The 21,008-nt window shown below is 66.3% G+C and carries 16 protein-coding genes and 2 riboswitches; of the genes, 8 read left to right on the top strand and 8 right to left on the bottom strand.

Going from position 1 to position 21,008, the window contains the following annotated elements; all coding sequences use genetic code 11:
- Position 1 precedes the first annotated feature (1 nt).
- The 3 genes from ABE459_RS20805 to ABE459_RS20795 all read right to left on the bottom strand — a co-directional run bounded on the left by ABE459_RS20805 (position 2) and on the right by ABE459_RS20795 (position 4,995).
- Positions 2-1,915, bottom strand: coding sequence for a sigma-54-dependent Fis family transcriptional regulator (locus ABE459_RS20805; protein ID WP_323830978.1), 1,914 nt, complete (start codon positions 1,913-1,915; stop codon positions 2-4).
- Between the two features lie 504 nt (positions 1,916-2,419).
- Positions 2,420-3,568 (bottom strand): L-threonine dehydrogenase, encoded by a 1,149-nt coding sequence (gene yiaY, locus ABE459_RS20800; protein ID WP_323830977.1) that lies wholly within the window; start codon positions 3,566-3,568, stop codon positions 2,420-2,422.
- A 95-nt stretch (positions 3,569-3,663) separates the two neighbouring features.
- Positions 3,664-4,995: a sigma-54 dependent transcriptional regulator gene (locus ABE459_RS20795; RefSeq protein ID WP_323830976.1), complete on the bottom strand. Its 1,332-nt coding sequence runs from the start codon at positions 4,993-4,995 to the stop codon at positions 3,664-3,666.
- A gap of 333 nt (positions 4,996-5,328) precedes the next feature.
- On the opposite strand from ABE459_RS20795, the gene ABE459_RS20790 reads away from it, so the two are divergent.
- A complete protein-coding gene (locus ABE459_RS20790; RefSeq protein ID WP_110994481.1) occupies positions 5,329-5,595 on the top strand; it encodes a hypothetical protein in 267 nt (88 codons plus the stop codon).
- Positions 5,596-5,701: 106 nt separating this feature from the next.
- On the opposite strand, the gene ABE459_RS20785 is transcribed toward ABE459_RS20790, so the two are convergent.
- The 4 genes from ABE459_RS20785 to cobW all read right to left on the bottom strand — a co-directional run bounded on the left by ABE459_RS20785 (position 5,702) and on the right by cobW (position 12,209).
- Positions 5,702-6,268 carry a VWA domain-containing protein gene (locus tag ABE459_RS20785; protein ID WP_323831048.1) on the bottom strand — a complete coding sequence of 189 codons (567 nt, stop codon included), beginning with the start codon at positions 6,266-6,268 and terminating at the stop codon, positions 5,702-5,704.
- A 101-nt stretch (positions 6,269-6,369) separates the two neighbouring features.
- Complete coding sequence (locus tag ABE459_RS20780) at positions 6,370-7,374, bottom strand: AAA family ATPase (protein WP_323830975.1); 1,005 nt, start codon at positions 7,372-7,374, stop codon at positions 6,370-6,372.
- 2 nt (positions 7,375-7,376) lie between these two features.
- Entirely contained in the window at positions 7,377-11,138 is a 3,762-nt protein-coding gene (cobN, locus tag ABE459_RS20775; RefSeq protein WP_323830974.1) for a cobaltochelatase subunit CobN, read from the bottom strand.
- A gap of 3 nt (positions 11,139-11,141) precedes the next feature.
- Positions 11,142-12,209, bottom strand: a complete 1,068-nt coding sequence (gene cobW, locus ABE459_RS20770; RefSeq protein ID WP_125464208.1) for a cobalamin biosynthesis protein CobW — start codon at positions 12,207-12,209, stop codon at positions 11,142-11,144.
- A 100-nt stretch (positions 12,210-12,309) separates the two neighbouring features.
- Positions 12,310-12,509, bottom strand: a riboswitch (cobalamin riboswitch).
- A gap of 60 nt (positions 12,510-12,569) precedes the next feature.
- A riboswitch (cobalamin riboswitch) is annotated at positions 12,570-12,796 on the top strand.
- 96 nt (positions 12,797-12,892) lie between these two features.
- Here cobW and ABE459_RS20765 point away from each other — a divergent pair.
- From ABE459_RS20765 to ABE459_RS20735, 7 genes are all read left to right on the top strand, one after another.
- Entirely contained in the window at positions 12,893-13,078 is a 186-nt protein-coding gene (locus ABE459_RS20765) for a CbtB-domain containing protein (protein ID WP_110994477.1), read from the top strand.
- Between the two features lie 10 nt (positions 13,079-13,088).
- Positions 13,089-13,784 (top strand): CbtA family protein, encoded by a 696-nt coding sequence (locus tag ABE459_RS20760; RefSeq protein WP_323830973.1) that lies wholly within the window; start codon positions 13,089-13,091, stop codon positions 13,782-13,784.
- Complete coding sequence (locus ABE459_RS20755) at positions 13,784-14,194, top strand: cobalamin biosynthesis protein (RefSeq protein ID WP_125464210.1); 411 nt, start codon at positions 13,784-13,786, stop codon at positions 14,192-14,194. The genes ABE459_RS20760 and ABE459_RS20755 overlap by 1 nt, the downstream gene beginning before the upstream one ends.
- Before the next feature lie 28 nt (positions 14,195-14,222).
- Positions 14,223-14,975 carry a precorrin-4 C(11)-methyltransferase gene (gene cobM, locus ABE459_RS20750; RefSeq protein WP_323830972.1) on the top strand — a complete coding sequence of 251 codons (753 nt, stop codon included), beginning with the start codon at positions 14,223-14,225 and terminating at the stop codon, positions 14,973-14,975.
- Between the two features lie 62 nt (positions 14,976-15,037).
- Positions 15,038-15,280 carry a DUF1272 domain-containing protein gene (locus ABE459_RS20745; protein WP_323830971.1) on the top strand — a complete coding sequence of 81 codons (243 nt, stop codon included), beginning with the start codon at positions 15,038-15,040 and terminating at the stop codon, positions 15,278-15,280.
- Between the two features lie 205 nt (positions 15,281-15,485).
- A complete protein-coding gene (locus tag ABE459_RS20740) occupies positions 15,486-16,100 on the top strand; it encodes a response regulator transcription factor (protein ID WP_323830970.1) in 615 nt (204 codons plus the stop codon).
- A 3-nt stretch (positions 16,101-16,103) separates the two neighbouring features.
- Positions 16,104-19,397 carry a transporter substrate-binding domain-containing protein gene (locus ABE459_RS20735; RefSeq protein ID WP_346648128.1) on the top strand — a complete coding sequence of 1,098 codons (3,294 nt, stop codon included), beginning with the start codon at positions 16,104-16,106 and terminating at the stop codon, positions 19,395-19,397.
- Here the strand turns inward: ABE459_RS20735 and ABE459_RS20730 are convergent.
- On the bottom strand, positions 19,372-20,691 hold the full coding sequence (locus ABE459_RS20730; RefSeq protein ID WP_323830968.1) for a PAS domain-containing methyl-accepting chemotaxis protein: 1,320 nt from the start codon (positions 20,689-20,691) through the stop codon (positions 19,372-19,374). The genes ABE459_RS20735 and ABE459_RS20730 overlap by 26 nt on opposite strands.
- Positions 20,692-21,008 lie beyond the last annotated feature (317 nt).

The raw sequence follows: 21,008 nt of genomic DNA, 5'->3' as shown, positions 1-21,008 counted from the left end.
TTCAGCCGCGCAACTGTTTGAGTTTGCGGTACAGGGTGGCGCGGCTGATGCCCAGCGCCTCGGCCGCCGCCGAGACATTGCCCTGGTGGCGCGTCAGGGCGCCGCGGATCAGTTCCAGTTCGTTGTCGCGCAGGCTGCCGGAGGGCGTCGTGCCGCTGGCCAGCTCGTCGAGCAGGCAGTCGGTGAGGTGGTCGAGGGTCAGCACCTGCTCGCCGTCCTCGCGCATGGCCAGGGCGGTGCGCAGCACCATCTCCAGCTGGCGGATGTTGCCCGGCCAGTCGAAGCCTTCGAGCAGGCCGGCCAGCGCCGGGTCGAGGCTCACGCCACGGGCGCCGAACTTGCCCAGCAGGGTTTCGATGATGCTGGCCAGGTCGTCGCGCTCGCGCAGCGCCGGCAGGCGCAGGGACACGCCATTGACCCGGTAGTACAGGTCTTCGCGAAAATGCTGTTCGCTGACCAGGCGCTTGAGGTCGCGGTGGGTGGCGCAGATCAACGCCACGTCGATCTCCTGCTCGTCGCCCGCGCCCAACGGCGCCACCCGGCGTTCCTGCAGCACGCGCAACAGGCGCGCCTGCAGGGCCAGCGGCATGTCGCCGATCTCGTCGAGGAACAGCGTGCCGCCGTGGGCCTGCATCAGGCGCCCGACCATGCCGCCACGGCGCGAACCTGTGAAAGCGCCTTCGCGGTAGCCGAACAGCTCCGATTCGATCAGCCCCTCGGGGATCGCCGCACAGTTGACCGCGATGAAGGCTTTGTCGCCACGCGGGCTGGCCTGGTGCAGAGCCCGGGCGATGACTTCCTTGCCGGTGCCGGTTTCGCCCAGCAACAGCACCGGCAAGCCATTGGCCAGGCCCTGGCGGGCCATGCGCAGGCCACGGGCCAGGCGCGCATCAGCGCCGGCCAGCGCTTCCAGGGCCTGGGCCCTGGCCGATTCTGCGGGCCTGGCGTTCGCCGTGGCGCCGTTGAGCTTGGCGTGGCGCGGTAGCTGCACGGCGCGGAAGAAGAAGTCGCCCTTGGCGGTCTGCACGCTGCTGACGCCGCCTTGCCACAGGCGAGAGATGAAGGCTGGCGAACGTTCACCGAGCAAGTCGCTGCAGCGCCTGCCGAGCAGCGCCTGCCGGCTCAGCTGGAGCAATTGGCAGGCGTTGTCATTGGCGGCCAGCACCTCGCCGTCCAGGCTCAGGGCCAGCAGGCCCTGCCAGGCACTGGCCAGGTATTGTGGGCGGCTGTGAAAAGCCAGCACCAGGTGCTCGGGGTGGCACAGCCCGAACAAGCGGCACTCGATGTTGCCGGCGGCCAGCATCAGCGCGGTGAGGCTGTCCTGGGGCTGGGCCATGACCCCTTCGCGGGTCACGTCGAGCACGCCAATCACTTCGCCATGGGGGTCGCGCAGCGGTACCGAAGTACAGGAAAACGGGCTGAGGCGGTCGAGGTAATGCTCGCCGCAGTTGATCAGGGTGGGCTGGCCTTCGACCACGGCCGTGCCGATGGCGTTGGTCCCGCGCAGCGCCTCGCTCCAGCAACTGCCGGGGTGCAGGTCGCGCAGGCCCTCGCGCTCCAGCGCATGCTTGTGCCCTTCGATGGCCAGCACGTTGGCCTGGGCGTCGCCGAGGATGACGATGCCGCTCTGGCCCTGGCGGCGCACCAGGTAGTCCAGCTCGGGGGTGACCGCGTCGATCAGCAGCCGGTTGTGCTCGAGCAGCGTGCGCAGGTCGAGGCCGTGACGAATGCCCAGGCCTACTTGCTCGCCCTGCAGGCAGTCCAGGCCATGGCTGAGGCTGCGCCGCCAGGAGGCGTCGATTTCGTCGCGCAGCATCCCCAAGGGCAGTTCGCCCTCGTTGGCCAGCTTCAGGCGGACCATGCGGGATTGCTGCAGCGGGTCATGGGCGTTTGTTGTGAGTGTTTGTCGCGCCATTGCGTGCTCCAGCTGTGCCCCAGTAGAACGGGGCATCGGGCATCGGAATTTTCGGCAGTGTGCGTCAGAATTCGTCAGCCGTCATCAGGGGGGCAGGCAAAAAGGGGGTGTGGGGCGTGAGGTTTGCGGCGTTCTCAAGTGGGATCGCATGTGGGCCGCCAGGTGTAGGGCGATAGCTTTGCAGCGCTCTCAAGACCGAGCGCCGCCCGCGCGGCGCATCGCTGGCAAGCCAGCTCCCACATTTGTTTCGGGCCAGTTACTCCTGTTGTTTCATCGCTGTCCGCCTTGTTGGTCCGACTCGGTTTTGAGGTGGGCACCACTGGCGCCTCGCCTGACTTGAGACATGCACCAAGGCGTGCAGCGGTACCCTCACAGGCATAATTGGCCCGAAACAAATGTGGGAGCTGGCTTGCCAGCGATGCGCCGCGCGGGCGGCGCTCGATCTCATAGGCGCTGCAAAAACACCGGCAAGCACCTGGTGGCCCTCACGCAATCCCCCCGCGCCTAAAACGCCGCCTTGAAGATCGCCTCGATCTCCGCCTGGCTGGCCACCCGCGGATTGGTCAACCCACAAGCATCCTTCAGCGCATTAGCCGCCAACACCGGCACATCCTCAACCTTGGCCCCCAGCTCGGCGAGCCCGGCCGGGATGTCGATCGCCGCCGCCAGATGCTCGATGGCAGAAATCGCCGCTCCAGCCCCCTGCTCCGCCTCCAGCCCACACACTTTCACGCCCATGGCCTTGGCCACATCGCGCAGGCGCGCAGCGCTGACCTTGGCATTGAAGCGCTGCACATGGGGCAGCAGCACCGCGTTGCACACCCCATGGGGCAAGTCGTAGTAGCCGCCCAACTGGTGCGCCATGGCATGCACGTACCCCAGGGAGGCGTTGTTGAAGGCCATGCCGGCAAGGAACTGCGCGTAAGCCATGTTCTCCCGGGCCTGCAGGTCGCTGCCGTCGGCCACCGCCTGGCGCAGGTTGTCGCTGATCAGGCTGATGGCCTTGAGCGCGCAGGCGTCGGTGATCGGCGTGGCGGCAGTCGACACATAGGCCTCGATGGCGTGGGTCAGCGCGTCCATGCCGGTGGCGGCGGTCAGCGACTTGGGCATGCCGACCATCAGCGCCGGGTCGTTGACCGACAGGATAGGCGTGACGTTGCGGTCGACGATGGCCATTTTCACGTGGCGCGCCTCGTCGGTGATGATGCAGAAACGGGTCATCTCGCTGGCGGTGCCGGCGGTGGTGTTGATGGCGATCAGCGGCAGTTGCGGCTTGCTCGAGCGGTCCACCCCTTCGTAGTCACTGATATGCCCGCCGTTGGTGGCGCACAGCGCAATGCCCTTGGCGCAGTCATGGGGCGAGCCACCACCGAGCGAGACCACACAGTCGCAACGCTCGCGCTGCAGTATGGCCAAGCCAGCCTCGACGTTGGCGATGCTCGGGTTGGGCTTGGCGCCATCGAACACCACCGAGTCGATATCGCGCATGGCCAGCAGCCCGGCGATGCGTTCGGCCACGCCAGCGCGGGCCAGGCCCTGGTCGGTCACGATCAGCGCCTTGCGCAGGCCGTAGCCGGCGATGGCGGCCATGGCTTCGTCCAGGCAGTCGATGCCCATGATGTTCACGGCGGGGATGAAGAAGGTGCTGCTCATGGCCGGGTCCTCTCAAGCTGTCGGTAGGGCTTGAGCATCCGCCTGAAGCAGTCGCCGGGTGTTGATCCAGGGCAATGGGGGCGCGGGAACCGGCCTCAGCGGATCTGATGCTTGTGCAGCAGCCGATAGAAGGTCGGCCGGGAGATCCCCAGCACCTTGGCCGCGATGCTGAGGTTGTCGCTGTGTCGGTTGAGTACGTCGCACAGGGCCTGGCGCTCGGCGCGGTGCTTGTAGTCTTCCAAGGTGCCCAGCAGCGCCTCCTGTTCCACCTGGTCGTGCAGGCCCAGGTCCGGGGCTTCGATCTGCCGCCCTTCGGCCAGCACCAGGCCCCGGCGCACACGGTTGGCCAGTTCACGCACGTTGCCCGGCCAGTCGTGGCGGCCCATGGCCGCCAGTGCGCTGTCGCTGAAGGAGCGCGGCCGGCGGCCGGTCTCCAGGCTGTAGAAACGGGCGAAATGGCTGGCCAGCATCGACAGGTCGCCATGCCGGTCGCGCAGCGGCGCGGTCACCACCTGCAGCACGTTGAGCCGGTAATACAGGTCTTCACGGAAACGGCCGAGGGCGATGGCCTTTTCCAGGTCGACGTGGGTCGCCGCCAGCACCCGCACATCCACGGCGATCGGCTGGTTGCTGCCCACCCGTTCGATGTGCCGCTCCTGCAGAAAGCGCAGCAGGTTGGCCTGCAGCTCCAGCGGCAGGTCGCCGATCTCGTCGAGGAACAGGGTGCCGCCGTTGGCCGCCTCGATACGCCCGACCTTGCGCTGGTGGGCGCCGGTGAATGCGCCCTTCTCGTGGCCGAACAGCTCGGACTGGATCAGGTGTTCGGGAATCGCGCCGCAGTTGATGGCGACGAACGGCTGGTCATGGCGCTGCGACAGGCGGTGCAAGGTGCGCGCCACCAATTCCTTGCCGGTACCGCTCTCGCCACGGATCAGCACCGGCGATTCGGTGGGTGCCAGTTTGCCGAGCAGTTTGCGCAGTTCGCGGATCGGCCGGCTCTCGCCCAGCAGTTCGTGCTCGGGCTCGGCCTCGCCATCGCGCACCGCGCCGCGGCCACGCAGGCGCGCCATGCCGAAGGCCCGGCCGAGGGTGACCTGCACCCGCGACACGTCGAACGGCAAGGTGTGGAAGTCGAAAAACCATTCGCAAACGAAATCGCCGACATTCTGCATGCGCAGTTCTTCGGCGCTGAGCACGGCGATCCATTCGGTATTGCTGCGTTTGATCATGTCCTTGACCGCGTCGGGGTGACGCAGGTGCGAGGCCTGCAGGCGCAGCAGGCCGACATCGCAGGGGTGCTCCAGGGCAACGTCCAGGCTGCAACTACGCACATCCCAGCCGACGCCGCGCAGGCCCGGTAACAATCGATGACAATCGTCGCAGGGGTCGACGATCAGCAAGCGACGTTGGGCGGCAGGCTCGAGCATGACCATTCCTTGGCGCCGGAATAGGGTTTTTTATCTATAAACAGTAAGTTGCGACGCCAAAAGTAACAGTAGCAATGAACTTGACAGCCCCCACTACCGTTGGTCAGCCCGATTCGGCCGTATTTGAGCCGCCCGGGAATTTTCGTATTTTATTGACGTCACAGACGGCACGCAGAAACACCTTGCAATGCGTCCAGATAAAAAAATTCTTAGATTGTGTGACTCATCCCCTGATCTGGAGCATCAGTACGATTAACACCGCGCTGTAACCTGTACCGGAATAACACCGCGGAAACACTTTTCGCTGTTTGGGACCATAGAGAGACCGAACCCATGAACGCCCCGCTCCGTGTCAACGAAGCACTGCTGATTGCCGACCACGCCTTCGAACCCTTCCAGTGCGTCGCCTGGGATGCACCCAACGGTACCGGCGAACTAAGCCTGGCAGTGATCGACCGGACCAGCGCCCGCATCGGCGCCAAGCAAGTCTCTTCGCGGGTCTATTCGGACCCTGCGCAGTGGGCCAGCCTGATCGAGGAAGTGCGTGCCGAACTGTGCCAGAAGGGCTATGACCTGCAACCCTGGTCGATGCCTGAATAAGCAGACCACGGCAATTCCTGTGCGTGCCCTGCACGCACAGGTGCAACTTTAAAGTTCCCCTCGCGATAACTTTCGTTCATGCGACATCCCGTCGCAGTTATTCCATTCAATTGACGGTATCGAACTGCTCGATATGCCGATAATCGGCATGAAGTTGTTCGGCAAGTTGCCGTGCGCGGCCCACACGTACCGCCGCCAATTCGATATCCACCAGCAATGTACTGCACGGTAGCGGTTGCGTTGCTTGCCACCCCTGCAGGCGACCATCGGTCAGCAACAGACAGCGCTGCACCTCGTGGGGCAGCCGTTTGCCCCGCGCCAGCAACCAGTGCCGTGCCTCTTCCAGGGCCGCCAGCAGCGGTGTGCCACCGCCGGCACCCAGCTGCTGCAGCCACGGCTGGAGCGCCTGCGAAGCCTTGAGCCCGTGGCGTTGCCACTGCGGTTTGCTGCCACTGGCGGTCAACAGCGCCAACCGCGCACGCTGCCGGTAGGCCTGGTCGAACACCCCGGCCAGCAGGCCCTTGGCCTGGGCCAGCGCCTGGTGGCGACGGGTGGAGGCCGAGGCATCGACGATCACCAGCCACAGTTCCGGCGCCTGGGCCTGGCGCTGCTGCCAGCACAGGTCGCGGCGCTGGCGGGGGCGGCCTTTGAGCAGGGTTGGCAGCCAGGCGATGCGGCCATCTTCGGCTGCCCGGGCGCGGCCACGGGAAACACCGTTCAACTGGCCGACGCGGGGTCTGGCATCTGCCGCCTGGGCGTCGCGGCGGCGGATGCTCAGGGCTTTTTTGCCCAGTTCGGCACCTCGCGCCGAGCACCGCTGGCCACCGGCTGCGGCGGCAAGGCGCCCCAGTCGCCCTGCCCCTGGGGCTGACCCGGAGCCTGCGACTGCTCGGCGGTACTGGGCGGGGTGGCCTGTGGCTGCGCAGAAGCCTGCCGACGACGGTGACGCAGGGCAAATTCGGCGACGGCATTCACATCCTGCTCTTCGATGGCTGGGTGGCCACGCCAGGCCGCGTGGGCGCGGGCGGCGCGCAACCAGACCAGGTCGGCGCGCAGGCCATCGACCCCGGCGGCGAAACAGCGTTCGGTGATCCAGGCCAGGGCCTGGTCGTCCAGGGCGATCGCAGCCAGGCGCTCGCGCGCGGCCCGGCAGCGCTCGCGCAACTCCGTCTGGGCTCCGGCCCACTGCGTGCAGAAGGCTTCAGGGTCGCTGTCGAACGCCAGGCGCCGGCGAATGATCTGCTGGCGCGCCTCGGGTGCCGGCAAGCCGTCGAGGGCGACGTTCAGGCCAAAGCGGTCGAGCAATTGCGGGCGCAGCTCGCCCTCCTCCGGGTTCATGGTGCCGATCAGCACGAAACGCGCGGCGTGGCGATGGGAAATGCCATCGCGCTCGATGCGGTTGGTGCCGCTGGCGGCCACATCCAGCAGCAAGTCCACCAACGGGTCGGGCAGCAGGTTGACCTCGTCCACATACAGCACGCCGCCATCGGCGTGAGCCAGCACGCCCGGGGCGAAGCGCGCCTGGCCCTGGCCCAGTGCGGCGTCCAGGTCGAGGGTGCCGACCAGTCGTTCCTCGGTGGCGCCGAGCGGCAAGGTGACGAACGGCCCATCGCCCAGCAGGTCGGCCAGGCCGCGAGCCAGGGTGCTCTTGGCCATGCCGCGCGGGCCTTCGATCAGCACACCGCCGATCTTCGGGTCGATGGCGGTCAGGCACAGTGCCAGCTTCAGTTCGTCGGCCCCCACCACGGCGGCCAGGGGGAATTGCACAGGTTCGTTCATGTTCAGCAGTCTTCCTCGCCTTCGAGCAACTGTTGCTCGAGGCTCTCGCGGTAGTCGCCCGGGTCCTGCCACAGGCCGCGCTGCTGGGCTTCCAGCAGGCGCTCGGTGAGGTCGCGCAGGGCCTCGGGGTTGTGCTCGCGCATGAAATCACGGGTCGCCGGGTCGAGCACGTAGGCGTCGGCCAGGCCCTGGTAATGATGGTCGTCGATCAGCCCGGTGGTGGCGTCGAAGGCAAACAGGTTATCGACCGTCGCCGCCAGCTCGAAGGCACCTTTATAGCCATGGCGCTTGGCGCCGTCGATCCACTTGGGGTTGAGCGCGCGGGCGCGGATCACCCGGTTGAGCTCTTCCTTCAAGGTTCGGATACGCGGCCGGTCGGCCTGGCTGTGGTCACCGTGGTAGCTGGCCCGGGCGGTGCCAGCCAGGGTCTCGGCGGCGGCCAGCATGCCGCCCTGGAACTGGTAGTAGTCGTTGGAATCGAGCAGGTCGTGCTCGTGGTTGTCCTGGTTCTGCAGCACCGCCTGCACCTGGCTCAGGCGCTGGGCGAAGCGCGCGCGGGCCGGGGTGCCTTCGTCGCTGGCGCCGTAAGCGTAGCCGCCGTGGTTGAGGTAGACCTCGGCCAAATCGTCGCGGCTGTGCCACAGGCGCCCGTCGATGGCGTTCTGCACCCCTGCGCCATAGGCGCCGGGCTTGGCGCCGAACACGCGCCAGCCGGCCTGGCGCGCCGCCTGCTCTTCATCCAGGCCGTCATCGAGCAGCGCCTGACGCTCGGCGCGCACGCGGGCGGCCAGCGGGTTGAGGTCATCCGGCTCGTTGAGCGCGGCCACCGCCTGCACCGCCGCGTCGAACAGGCGAATCAGGTTACCGAAGGCATCGCGGAAGAAGCCCGAGACCCGCAGCGTGACATCGACCCGTGGGCGATCGAGCAGGCTCAGCGGCAAGATCTCGAAGTCGTCGACGCGCTGGCTGCCGGTTGCCCATACCGGGCGCACGCCCATCAGCGCCATGGCCTGGGCAATGTCGTCGCCGCCGGTGCGCATGGTGGCCGTGCCCCACACCGACAGGCCCAACTGGCGCAGGTGGTCGCCGTGGTCCTGCAGGTGGCGTTCAAGAATCAGGTTGGCCGAGGCGAAGCCCAGGCGCCAGGCGGTGGTGGTGGGCAGGTTGCGTACGTCGACGGTATAGAAGTTGCGCCCGGTGGGCAGCACGTCCAGGCGGCCACGGCTCGGCGCGCCGCTGGGCCCGGCGGGGACGAAACGCCCGGCCAGGGCCGCCAGCAGGCCGTCGATTTCGGCAGCGCCGCAGGCGTCCAGGTTGGGGGCGACCTGCTCGACCAGCGCTTGCAGCACCTCGCGCACCGGTTGCCAGTCAGCCTGCCCATCAAGTGGGCAGTCGCCTTCCAGCGCCTGTTCGATCAATGTCAACGCCAGCAGTTCGAGCCGTTCACGGGTATCCCCGGCCGTGCGCCACAGCGCCGCGTCCAGCTGCTGTAGCAGCGCCGGGCGTGGACCCTCCCAGGCCTGGCCGAGGTCGCAATCGAGCGGGTCGAAGCCCAGCCCCAGCGCCCGGGCCAGGGCGCGGATCAGGCTGGCATTGCCGCCCTTGCCGTCACCGCGTTCCACCCGCAGCAGCGCCAACAGCGTGTCGCTGCGCAGCCGGCCCTGTGGCGACTGGCCGAACACATGCAGGCCATCGCGGATCTGCGATTCCTTGAGGTCGCACAGGTAGGTGTCGAGCCGCGGCAGCCACACCGCCGCGTCGTCCAGCTGGCCTTCGAGCTGCAGGTCGCGGTCGATGTGGTTGGCCTTGAGCAGTTCGAGGATGTCGCGCTGCAGCTCCTGGGCACGGCGCGGGTCGAGCAGCTGCGCTTCGTAGTATTCATCGGCCAGCTGCTCCAGCTGGCGCAGTGGGCCATAGGTTTCGGCACGGGTCAGCGGCGGCATCAGGTGGTCGATGATCACCGCCTGGGTGCGCCGTTTGGCCTGGGCGCCCTCGCCCGGGTCGTTGACGATGAACGGGTAGATGTTCGGCAGCGGGCCGAGCAAGGCGTCTGGCCAGCATTCATTGGACAGCCCGACGCCCTTGCCCGGCAGCCACTCCAGGTTGCCGTGCTTGCCGACGTGAATCAGCGCATCGGCGGCATAGCCGTTGCGCAGCCAGAAGTGGAACGCCAGATAGCCGTGGGGCGGCACCAGGTCGGGGTCGTGGTACACCGCGCTGTGGTCGACCTGGTAGCCGCGCGCGGGCTGGATGCCGACGAAGGTCAGGCCGTAGCGCAGGCCGGCCACCATCAAACGCCCGCTGCGGTACATCGGGTCCTGTTCGGGCGGGCCCCAACGTTCCAGCACGGCGCGCTGGTTGGCTTCGGGCAAGGCGGCGAAGGCGCTGTGGTAATCGGCCAGGCTCAGGCTCTGGGCACAGGGGCGCTGGTCGAGGTGGTCGAGGTCGTTGGTCACCCCGCCGAGCAACTGGTGGATCAGTTCGGTGCCGCTGTCGGGCAGGCCGGCCACCGGGTAACCCTGCGCCTGCAAGGCCTTGAGAATGTTGAGTGCGGCGCCGGGCGTATCCAGGCCGACGCCATTGCCGATGCGCCCATCGCGGGTCGGGTAGTTGGCCAGCACCAGCGCCACGCGCTTCGCCTGGTTGTCCAGGCGCGCCAGCTCGACCCAGCGCCGCGCCAGTTCGGCGACGAAGTCCATGCGCTCGGGGTGGGCCCGGTAGCAGACCACATCGGACTGGCTGCGCTCGCTGCGCCAGGCCAGGTCCTTGAAGCTCACGGGGCGGGTGATGATGCGCCCGTCCAGTTCCGGCAAGGCGATGTGCATGGCCAGGTCGCGAGCGCCCAGGCCCTGTTCGCTCTGCTCCCAGGCCGGTTGGTTGTCCTGGGCGCAGATCGCCTGCAGCACCGGTACATCGCGGCGCAACGGGCGCAGGTTGGGCTGTTCGGGGCTGGACAAGGCAAAGCCGGTGGTGTTGATCACCACTTCAGCCTGCACTTCATCGAGCCAGGCCTCGACCTGGTCGAGGCAGGCGCGCTCCTTGAGGCTGGCCACGGCAATGGGCAGTGGGTTCAGGCCACAGGCTTGCAGGCGTTGGCAAAACACGTCGATGAAGGCGGTGTTGGCCGCCTGCAGGTGCGAGCGATAGAACAACAGTGGCGCCACCGGTTGCTCGGGATGCCAGTCGGTGTACCAGTCCTGCAACTGGGCGCTGGCCTTGGCCGGGTGGTAAACCGCAGTACGCGGCAACGGCTGCGGTTCATCCCAGGCGTAGTCACGCCCCAACCACTGGCTGGCCAGGCAATTGAACAGGCTGACCGCGTTGGCCTTGCCACCCTGGCGCAGGTAGTGCCAGAGGCGCTCGGCCTGCTCGCCACGCACCGTGCCCAGGTCGGTCAGCTCCGGGTCGGGGCGATCATCGCCGGGCACCAGGATCAGTTGCACGCCGCGCTGGCTGAGTTCCACCAGTTGCTCGACGCCGTAGCGCCAGTAACCGACGCCGCCGTGCAGCGACACCAGGATCACCTTGGCGTGGCGCAGCACCTCGTCCACATACAGGTCGACCGAGGCATGGTTCTGCACCTGCATGGGGTTGGCCAGGCGCACGCTGGGGAAGTCGTCCGGCAACTGCTCGGCGGTTTCGGCGAGCAGCGCCAGGTGCGAATCGCCGCTGCAGAGGATCACCAGCTCGGCGGGAGTCTGGCCGAGGTCGGCAATGCTGTCGTCCGGCACGAAGCCGCCGGGCTGGGTCCTCAGCAGGTGCATGGGTCAGGCGCCCAGGGCCTGGCGCAGGCGCGCTTCCAGATGCACGGCATCGAGGTCCTGGCCGATCAGCACCAGGCGGGTGATGCGCGGCTCGTCAGTGCGCCAGGCGCGGTCGAAGTGCTTGTCGAAGCGCGTGCCCACGCCCTGGATCAGCAGGCGCATCGGCTTGCCGGGAATGGCGGCGAAGCCTTTGGCGCGCAGGATGCCAAACTCGGTGACCAGTTGCGTCAGGGCATCGAGCAGCAGGCTTTCGTCGGCCTCTGGCAGGTCGATGGAGATCGAGTCGAAGGCGTCATGGTCGTGATCGTCGTGGTCATCGCCGTCGTGGTGCGAATCGTGGTGGGTGCGACGGCCGTCGATGTGCGCCTCGGATTCGGCACCGACGCCCAGCAGCACTTCCAGCGGCAGGCGACCACTGCTGGCTTCGATCACTTTCACCGCTGGCGGCAGTTCTTCGGCGACTTCGGCACGAACCTTGGCCAGGCCTTCGGCGTCGATCAGGTCGGCCTTGTTCAGCACCACCAGGTCGGCGCTGGCCAGCTGGTCGGCGAACAGTTCATGCAGCGGCGACTCGTGGTCCAGGTTGGGGTCGAGCTTGCGCTGGGCGTCGACCTGGTCCGGGTAGGCGGCGAAGGTGCCGGCGGCCACTGCCGGGCTGTCGACCACGGTGATCACCGCATCGACGGTGCAGGCGTTGCGGATTTCTGGCCACTGGAAGGCTTGCACCAGGGGCTTAGGCAGGGCCAGGCCGCTGGTTTCGATAAGGATGTGGTCGAGGTCGCCGCGGCGCGCCACCAGTTCGCGCATCACCGGGAAGAACTCTTCCTGCACGGTGCAGCACAGGCAGCCATTGGCCAGCTCGTAGACGCGGCCGTTGGCTTCTTCTTCGGTGCAACCAATGCTGCACTGCTTGAGGATTTCGCCATCGATGCCCAGTTCGCCGAACTCGTTGACGATCACCGCGATGCGGCGGCCCTGGGCGTTGTCGAGCATGTGGCGCAGCAAGGTAGTCTTGCCCGAGCCGAGGAAGCCGGTGACGATGGTGACGGGGAGCTTGGCCAGTGTTTTCATGTCGCGATGCCCTTGGCAGCAATGGCGCGGGCATGCGGGACGACAGCCTCGGGCGTTGCCGGCCGGGCGCGTTCGCCACCGGATCACCCCGCCCGGTTGATAGTCGAAAACGTTGCGAGGCAGGTCTCCTGGCTTGCACTGTTCCGGCAGCGGTGCCGGGGGGATGGCGCCTTCCCGCGCTTGCGCAGTGGCTGTGCCGATCCTTTTGAGTGCTTACAGTTGCGGGGGCAGCCGCGGCTTGGACCGCGTTCCCGTCTTAGCTCCGGCCTGGGCCGGAGAACCTCGAAGCGGCAAGGCTACGCATCCGCCCGACACCGGTCAACCGCTGGGGCGATTGACGCAAGCCACGCCCCATGATTTGCTAGCGCACTGCGTTCAGGTGCCCCCCTTGGGGGTGAAACGGGAAACCGGTGCGTCCAGCGTCTTTAATAGATAGCGGACAAGGCCGGTGCTGCCCCCGCAACGGTAAGCGAGTGAAGCGTCTTGACCACTGTGCCGGCTCAACAGGCATGGGAAGGTGACGCTAACAGATGGAGCCCCGCTCCGCCTCGCCAGCCCGGAGACCGGCCTGACACCACATCAACACCCCGCGGTGGGCGGGCGCTGTCGTATTCCCTGGGCTGTCCTGCCCGGGAGCGCCGCGCCTGCCCGTTGCCCCAATAAAAGCAGCAGAGGAACGCGTCATGCCGATTACCAGCACAAAACACAGCATCGCCACCCCCGCCACACTCAGCCAGCGCATGGTCATCGCCATCGGCGCCAGCCTGCTGGGCCTGTGCCTGGTTTACTTCGCCGGCTTCTCGCACATCGAGGCGGTGCACAACGCTGCCCACGACACCCGCCACAGCGCCGCCTTCCCCTGCCACTGAGTAGCCCCGCATGATTACCCGTATTGCCCGCACCGCGGGCTTCAGTGGGCTGCTCGCCGCCCTGCTGCTGACACTGCTGCAAAGCTTCTGGGTCGCACCGCTGATTCTGCAGGCGGAGACCTATGAAAGCGCCGCACCGGCAGCCGAGCACCATGAACATGGCGAAGCCGCCGCCCCCCACGAGCATGAGCACAGCGCCGAAGCCTGGGCGCCGGAAGACGGCTGGCAGCGCGTGCTGTCCACCACAGGCGGCAACCTGGTGGTAGCAGTCGGCTTTGCGCTGATCCTCGTCGCGCTGTATAGCCTGCGTGAGCCGGGCCGGGTCAGCACCGGCGCGCTGTGGGGCCTGGCCGGCTTTGCGGTGTTCTGCCTGGCGCCGACCCTGGGCCTGCCGCCGGAGCTGCCGGGCACCGCCGCTGCCGACCTGGGCCAACGCCAGACCTGGTGGATCGGCACTGCCGCCGCCACCGCCACTGGCCTGGCATTGCTGGTGTTCGCTCGCCACTGGCTGTTGAAGGTACTGGGCGCGGCGCTGCTGGTTGTGCCCCACGTGATCGGCGCGCCACAGCCAGCGGTCCATGAAAGCCTGGCACCCGAGGCACTGGAAACCCAGTTCAAGATCGCTTCCTGGCTGACCAATGCCGCCTTCTGGGTGGCCCTGGGCCTGCTCAGCGCCTGGCTGTACCGTCGCTCCAGTCAAGCCTGATGCTGGAATCTGCAAAGCCGCCGGCGCTGTATGCCGGCTTTGGGTGCCGCCGGGGTTGCCCGGTGGAGACCCTGGCGGTCCTGCTGCGCCAGACCCTGGCCGAGCATGCCCTGCCGCTCAGCGCGCTGCGCGGCATCGCCAGCATCGCGCCAAAGGCCCGGGAGCCAGGCCTGCTGGCCTTGGCCGAGCGACTTGGGCTGCCGTTCATCTGTTTCGATGCCGGGCAACTGCTCGGCTTCGAGCCGCTGCTCAGCCAGCGCTCGGCCATCGCCTTCGCCCAGACAGGCTGCTGGGGTGTGGCCGAAAGCGCCGCATTGGCCCTGGCTGGCCGCGAATCGCTGCAGCCTGGCCTGCGCGTGCCGCGCCAGCGACTCGGCGGCGCTACCCTGGCGCTGGCCATCGGCGGATAATCCGCCCCTTTACCTGCAAGGACTCCCCATGACGGTCTACTTCATCGGCGCCGGCCCCGGCGATCCGGAACTGATCACGGTCAAGGGCCAGCGTTTGATCCGCCAGTGCCCGGTGATCATCTATGCCGGCTCGCTGGTACCCGCTGCCGTGCTCGAAGGGCACCGTGCCGAGACAGTGATCAACAGTGCCGAATTGCACCTGCAGCAGATCGTCGAGGCCATGCGCCAGGCCCACGCCAACGGCCAGGACGTGGCCCGGGTACATAGCGGCGACCCCAGCCTGTATGGCGCCATCGGTGAGCAGATCCGCCACCTGCGCGAACTGGGCATCGACTACCAGATCATCCCCGGCGTGACGGCCACCGCCGCCAGCGCCGCGCTGCTGGGGTGCGAGCTGACCCTGCCCCAGGTGTCGCAGACAGTGATCCTGACCCGTTACGGCGACAGCTCACCGATGCCGGCCGGCGAACAACTGGCCGACCTGGCCCGGCATGGCAGCACCCTGGCCATCCATCTGGGCATCAAGAACCTGGCGCGGATCGTCGAGGAACTCCTGCCCCATTACGGCGCCGACTGCCCGATCGCCGTGGTCCATCGCGCCACCTGGCCTGATCAGGACTGGGCCAGGGGCACCCTGGCGGACATCGTCGAGCGCGTGGCCAACAAGGGCTTCCGGCGCACGGCACTGATCCTGGTCGGCCATGTGCTGGGTGATGCACCGTTCGCCGAATCGGCGCTGTACCGCGCCGGCCACGCCCACCTGTACCGCCCGGGCAACTGAAGCGATTGCCGCCAGACGTGGCGACGGCGCACACTGCCCTTCCACGTCACGGAGCCACGCCCATGCTCGAACTACGCCCCAACTGCGAGTGCTGCAACAGCGACCTGCCGGGCGACAGCCCGGACGCCTTGATCTGCTCGTTCGAATGCACCTTCTGTCGCAGCTGCAATGACCAGCACTTGCACGGCCGCTGCCCCAACTGTGGCGGCCTGCTACTCAGCCGCCCGCCCCGGGTGGGCCAAGCCCTGAAGAACAACCCCGCCTCCCGCGAGCGCATCCTCAAGGCACATCCCGCCTGCAGCTGACCCGCCTGCCTCAGTGCCTGTCCCGGGGCGTTCCCGCGCCCCTTTTGTAGTCCTTTTCTACAATTCCTTGTTGTCTTTTCAACGCGCCTATACTCGCCTATTACCAAGGGGTCGGAATCACCGTAATGTGCGCGCTGCCCAATTGATCCGCAGGCGTGAGCCCGACGGAAGACAGGACATGGGCTCAATCCGACAGGAGTTTCACATGACATCCGTGCTGTTGGTCGATGACCATCACATTGTTCGCCTTGCTGTACGCATGCTGCTCGAGGGGGAGCGCTTCACCGTCGTCGGCGAAACCGGTAAGGGCAAGGATGCCGCACGCCTGGCCGAGCAGACCAAGGCAGATGTGGTCATCCTCGATATCGGCCTGCCCGACCTCGATGGCATGGAAGTGATCAAACGCCTCAAGCTGCTCACCCCCTCCCCCAGGATCATGGCGTTGACCGGCCAGCCGGCCGACTTGTACGTACGCCGGTGCATGGACGCCGGCATCTCGGCCTTCGTCAATAAAGACGAGGACCTCGACGCCCTGGTCTTTGCCCTCAAGGCACTGGTGAAAGGCTATTCGACCTTCCCGCAGATGGCAGTCAACAGCAACACCCTGGAAAGCGAGGGTGACCGACTGGGCAGCCTGTCGAACCGTGAAATGGAGGTGCTGCGCCGCCTCTGCTCGGGGCAGAGCAACAAGCTGATCGGCGAGCAGATGCACCTCAGCGCCAAGACCATCAGTACCTACCGCGGCCGGATCATGGAGAAGCTCAAGGTCGAATCACTGGTGGAAATGGTCGACCTGGCTAAACGCAACAACGCGGGCTGAAGCATGAGCAAGGGCACACTGCTGTGCCTGGTGCTGACCTTGCTGGTGCCCGTGCAGGGACTGTCCCAGACCACCAGCGAGGACCGTCACCTGCTGGCCCGCGCCCAGAGCGCCGCCGCGCCACTGCCCCTTGACGACAACGACCGGCAATGGCTGCGTGAACGCCAGGTACTGACCTTGGGTGGCTCGCGCCCCGACTATCCGCCTTTCGATATCAACACCAGCCAGGACGACTACGAGGGCCTGAGCGCCGATTACGCCGGCCTGATCGCCGAGCAACTGGGGATACCCATCAAGGTACGGCGCTACCCTACCCGCGCGCAGGCCATCGCTGCCCTGCACCGAGGCGAGATCGACCTGCTGGGTACTTCCAACGCTTTCGAAGCCGCCGACGCCGAACTCGCCCTGAGCCTGCCCTATGCCGATGACCTGCCAGTACTCGTCAGTCGACAGGGCGGCGCCCTGCTGGAGGGCAGCGACCTGGCCGGCCAGCGCCTGGCCCTGGTCGATCACTACCTGCCCCTGCAGGCCGTCCAGCAGCTCTACCCCAACGCCCAGATAACCCTGTACCGCTCTACCCTGGCTGGGGTCGCGGCGGTCGCGCTGGGCCAGGCAGATACTTACCTGGGCGACGCCATCAGCAGCGACTACGTGATCAGCAGAAGCTACCAGGGTGCAGTCAAGGTCGATCACTTCGTCAAACTGCCGGTCGGCACTTTCGCGTTTGCCCTGGACCGCGACAACCAGCGCCTGCGCGCATTGATCGACCGGGCCTTGGAGCGCATCGCCGACAGCGAACGGCTGAACATCCTGCGGCGCTGGACCAGTGGCAGCACCAGCATCCTGCTTGATCGCCGGCTGGACGCCCTCACCGCCGAAGAACGCGCCTGGATCACCCAGCACCGCACGGTGAAGGTGATGATCAATACTGCCCTCGCTCCGCTGACATTCACCGACAGCCAGCAGCAACCACGGGGCCTGACCATGGACGTGCTGGAGCAGATCAGCCTGCGCACCGGCTTGCGTTTCGACGTGGTCGGGGCACAGTCGTTCGGCGAAATGGTCGATGCCGCGACGCAGGGCAAGGTCGACATGCTCGGCGCCATTGGCTATGACCCGCGGCTGGCCACTCGCTTGCGTTACAGCCGCCCCTACCTGGCCAGCCCGCAGGTGCTGGTGATGCGCGCCAGCTCACCGCCATTGGACCCGGCACAGCCGCTGAGCGACCAGCGGGTGGCGCTGTTGCGCGGCTCTCCGCTGCTCGACGGGCTCCTGCAGCAGGCACCTCGAGTGCGCCCGGTCGAGGTGGACAATCCATTGCAACTGATGGAGTCGGTGCTCCAACGCAATGCCGATGTCGCGCTCAGCCCCTATATCAACGCCAGCTACTTCATCAGCCAGGTGTTCAAGGGCGACCTGCGGGTCGCGGCGCAACTGGGTGATGAGCCCGCGCTCGCGGCCTTCGCCGTCGACCCTGCACAGCCTCAATTGCAAGCCATCCTCGACAAGGCGTTACTGAGCATTGCGCCTGACGAGCTTGAACAATTGGTCAATCGCTGGCGTACCAGTGCGGTGGTCAGCGACAGCCCCTGGCGCAACTACCGGACCCTGGCACTCCAGGTGCTGGTGCTGGCCAGCGTCTTGCTGGCGGGCGTGGTGTTCTGGAACAGCTACCTGCGCAAACTCATCAGTCAGCGCACCGAGGCCCAGCATGCGCTGCAGGATCAACTGCAGCTCAGCCGCGGGCTGTTGGAGCAACTGCGCCAGGCGAAAGAGGATGCCGAGCAGGCCAACCAGGCCAAAAGCACGTTTCTCGCGGTCATGAGCCATGAAATCCGCACGCCGATGAACGCGGTCATCGGCTTGCTCGAACTGGCCCTGGAGGACAGCCGGCATGGCCGCATCGATGGCCAGGCACTGGAAACCGCCCATGGCTCGGCAACCGGGCTGCTTGAGCTGATTGGCGACATTCTCGATATTTCGCGCATCGAAGCCGGGCACATGACCCTGCAACCGGTGGCCGTCGAACTGGTCGGTTTGGTGCGCGCCACACTGCGGGTATTCGAGGGCAATGCACGAACCAAGGGCATTCACCTGCGTGCCGCGCTGCCCACCGAGCAGTGCTGGGTGCTGGGCGATCCACTGCGGCTCAAGCAGGTGTTGTCCAACCTGTTGAGCAACGCGATCAAGTTCACTGAGGAGGGGCGGATAGACGTTGCACTGGAGGTGGCCGCGCACGGCGAGCAATCGATGGGCGTCATGCTGCAGGTGAAGGATAGCGGCGTGGGTATCAGCAGCGCTGACCAGGCGCGACTGTTCCACACCTTTGCCCAGATGGACGGACGCCAGGCCCGCCAAGGCGCAGGGCTAGGCCTGGTGATCTGTCGCGATCTGTGCGAGCTGATGGGCGGCACCCTGACCCTGCAAAGCCTCGAGGGCCTGGGCACCCAGGTGGATGTGCACCTCGATCTGCCGGTCGCCGTTGCGCCCGTGAGCCAATCACCCAAGCCTCCTGCGCCCCCTGCCGACAGCCCCGCATTGAGAGTCCTGGTGGTCGATGACTACCCTGCCAACCTGTTGCTGCTCGACAAGCAGTTGCGCACGCTGGGCCATAAGGTAGTGCTCGCCGAACAGGGCCAGGACGCGTTGGCATTGTGGCGAAAACACCCTTTCGATGTACTGATCACCGATTGCAACATGCCGATCATGGACGGGCACGAACTGACCCGAAGCATCCGCGCGCTGGAACGTGACCAAGGCCTGCCTGCCTGCGTGATCATCGGCGTCACCGCCAATGCCCAGGCGCAAGAACGTCAACGCTGCCTGGACGATGGCATGGACGAGTGCCTGTTCAAGCCCATTTACCTGCAAGCTCTGCGTTCAGCCCTGGCGTCGGCGAGCGTGCTCCCGACGGCGGCTGTCGTCACGGTTGCCACGCAGTTGCCTGGCCACAGCGGTTTTGCGCTGGAGCAATTGCGCCACCTCACCCAGGATGACGAGCAACTGACCCTGCGCCTGCTGCGGCAACTGGCCGAGAGCACTCGAGAGGACCTGCAAGCGCTGCACGAGCTGGGAGCCTCGCCGCCACCTGATCCGCTCGCCATGGCCGTTCACCGCATCAAGGGCGGCGCCAAGATGCTCAAGGTGCGGGGCGTGGTGAAGGACTGCGAGGCCATTGAGCGGGCCATGGCCCTGGGCCAGCCAACCGAGCAATTGCTTGCTCGCCTGCTGGCCAGCCTGCAGAACCTGGAGCAAGAGCTGCGCCAGGGAATCAATGCAATTGAAGGGTCGAACTGATCTGGCTGATCGCGTCCACCACGTGCCGTGAGCCCTGCTGGATTTCCATGATAACCGTGCCCGCTTCATTGGCCAGCTCCACTCCCAGCCCGGTGCGGGTCAGGCTCGACTGCATGCTGGCCACGGCATTCAATGACAGGTCATGGTTCTGCCGCACCACTTCGACGATCTCCAGCGTTGCCTTGCTGGTGCGCGCGGCCAGGCTGCGCACTTCATCGGCGACCACGGCAAAGCCACGCCCGTGCTCGCCAGCCCGGGCGGCTTCAATCGCTGCGTTGAGTGCCAGCAGGTTGGTCTGATCGGCAATGCCACGGATGGTCAGGACAATCTGGCCGATCAGCTCGGACTGCTTGCTCACCGCATCGAGGCTGAGCGCGGCCTGGTTGAGCTCGGCAGAAATCTGCTCGATCACCTCGACCGTCTGCTGCACCACCTGGGTGCCCTTGCGCGCGCAGGCGTCGGTTTGTACCGAGCTTGCGTGGGCAGCATCGGCAGCGGTCTGTTGGGTGCTGACCTGGTTGGTGATGTCGCTGGCGAACTTCACCACTTTGGTCAATCGCCCCTTGTTGTCGAAGATCGGGTTGTACGAGGCCTCCAGGTACACGGTCTGGCCTTGCTTGTTGACCCGTTCGAAGCGGTGCGAGTGGTATTCGCCGCGGTTCAGCGAAGCCCAGAACTCGCGGTACTGGGCCGACTCACGTTCGTGGGCGAGGCAAAACAGCCCGTGGTGGCGGCCCACCACTTCCTCCAGGCGATAGCCCATGGTGTCGAGAAAGTTCTGGTTGGCCTTGATCACTCTGCCGGCCGGGGTGAACTCGACCACCGCCATGGACCGGCCGATGGCCTTGAGCAAGCTCTCGCTCTCGTGTTCTTCGATCACATGGCGGGTGATGTCGGATGCCACCTTGATGACGCTGGTGACCTGTTGGCGTTCGTCGATCACCGGCATGTAGCTGGCTTCGAGCCAGACTTCGCGGCCGGCCTTGTCGAGCCGTTCGAAGGTGCCGCTGATGGCCTTGCCCTGCCCCAGCTCACGCCAGAGTTGCTGGTACTCGGCGCTTTTGGCGTAGGTGGGGTCACAGAACATTCGATGGTGCTTGCCGCGGATCTCGTCAGCGCTGTAGCCCATCGTCGTGCAGAAATGGTCGTTGGCATCGAGGATGGTGCCATCGGGGGCGAACTCGATCATGGCCATGGAGCGGCTGATGGCGGCGAGCTTCGCGTCCATGGCAGCGAGGGCCTGGCGGCAGCGCTGGATTTCGACGAGGTCGGACTTGCGGTGGTACTCGAACATGCGCTGGGACTCCTGTGCCCCCCCGGGATGTCCTGAGCATAGATGGGCGTTATCGGCGTGCAAGCGCTTTGATATCACTTTTGGATTAGGTATTTGAGCCGTTGGTCGGGTTCGGGTTCGGGTTCGGGTTCGGGTTCGGGTTCGGGTTCGGGACTCAGTGTGTTTGTTTTGATGGATGTATGCGCATTCATTGGTGATGTCGACGCTTAGTCACCTTTCCGCCCTTACGGCGGCCTACTTTTTTCTTGGAAAAAGTAGGCAAAACCGCCTGCTCCCATCATACGGCCCCTGCGCTGCGCTCCGGGGTCCCCTCGCTC

Origin of the sequence: Pseudomonas sp. TWI923 (assembly GCF_039673365.1) — a bacterium.
Taxonomy (GTDB): Bacteria; Pseudomonadota; Gammaproteobacteria; order Pseudomonadales; family Pseudomonadaceae; genus Aquipseudomonas; species Aquipseudomonas sichuanensis.
This window is presented reverse-complemented; position numbering and strand designations above follow the sequence as displayed.

Excerpts from the sequence above, each read along its gene's own strand:
- ABE459_RS20790 (WP_110994481.1), top strand. The coding sequence starts at position 5,329 with ATGAACGCCCCGCTCCGTGTCAACGAAGCACTGCTGATTGCCGACCAC.
- cobW (WP_125464208.1), bottom strand. The coding sequence starts at position 12,209 with ATGAAAACACTGGCCAAGCTCCCCGTCACCATCGTCACCGGCTTCCTC.
- ABE459_RS20765 (WP_110994477.1), top strand. The coding sequence starts at position 12,893 with ATGCCGATTACCAGCACAAAACACAGCATCGCCACCCCCGCCACACTC.
- ABE459_RS20805 (WP_323830978.1), bottom strand. The coding sequence starts at position 1,915 with ATGGCGCGACAAACACTCACAACAAACGCCCATGACCCGCTGCAGCAA.
- cobN (WP_323830974.1), bottom strand. The coding sequence starts at position 11,138 with ATGCACCTGCTGAGGACCCAGCCCGGCGGCTTCGTGCCGGACGACAGC.
- ABE459_RS20780 (WP_323830975.1), bottom strand. The coding sequence starts at position 7,374 with ATGAACGAACCTGTGCAATTCCCCCTGGCCGCCGTGGTGGGGGCCGAC.
- yiaY (WP_323830977.1), bottom strand. The coding sequence starts at position 3,568 with ATGAGCAGCACCTTCTTCATCCCCGCCGTGAACATCATGGGCATCGAC.
- ABE459_RS20740 (WP_323830970.1), top strand. The coding sequence starts at position 15,486 with ATGACATCCGTGCTGTTGGTCGATGACCATCACATTGTTCGCCTTGCT.
- ABE459_RS20795 (WP_323830976.1), bottom strand. The coding sequence starts at position 4,995 with ATGCTCGAGCCTGCCGCCCAACGTCGCTTGCTGATCGTCGACCCCTGC.
- ABE459_RS20735 (WP_346648128.1), top strand. The coding sequence starts at position 16,104 with ATGAGCAAGGGCACACTGCTGTGCCTGGTGCTGACCTTGCTGGTGCCC.
- ABE459_RS20760 (WP_323830973.1), top strand. The coding sequence starts at position 13,089 with ATGATTACCCGTATTGCCCGCACCGCGGGCTTCAGTGGGCTGCTCGCC.
- ABE459_RS20755 (WP_125464210.1), top strand. The coding sequence starts at position 13,784 with ATGCTGGAATCTGCAAAGCCGCCGGCGCTGTATGCCGGCTTTGGGTGC.
- ABE459_RS20730 (WP_323830968.1), bottom strand. The coding sequence starts at position 20,691 with ATGTTCGAGTACCACCGCAAGTCCGACCTCGTCGAAATCCAGCGCTGC.
- ABE459_RS20745 (WP_323830971.1), top strand. The coding sequence starts at position 15,038 with ATGCTCGAACTACGCCCCAACTGCGAGTGCTGCAACAGCGACCTGCCG.
- cobM (WP_323830972.1), top strand. The coding sequence starts at position 14,223 with ATGACGGTCTACTTCATCGGCGCCGGCCCCGGCGATCCGGAACTGATC.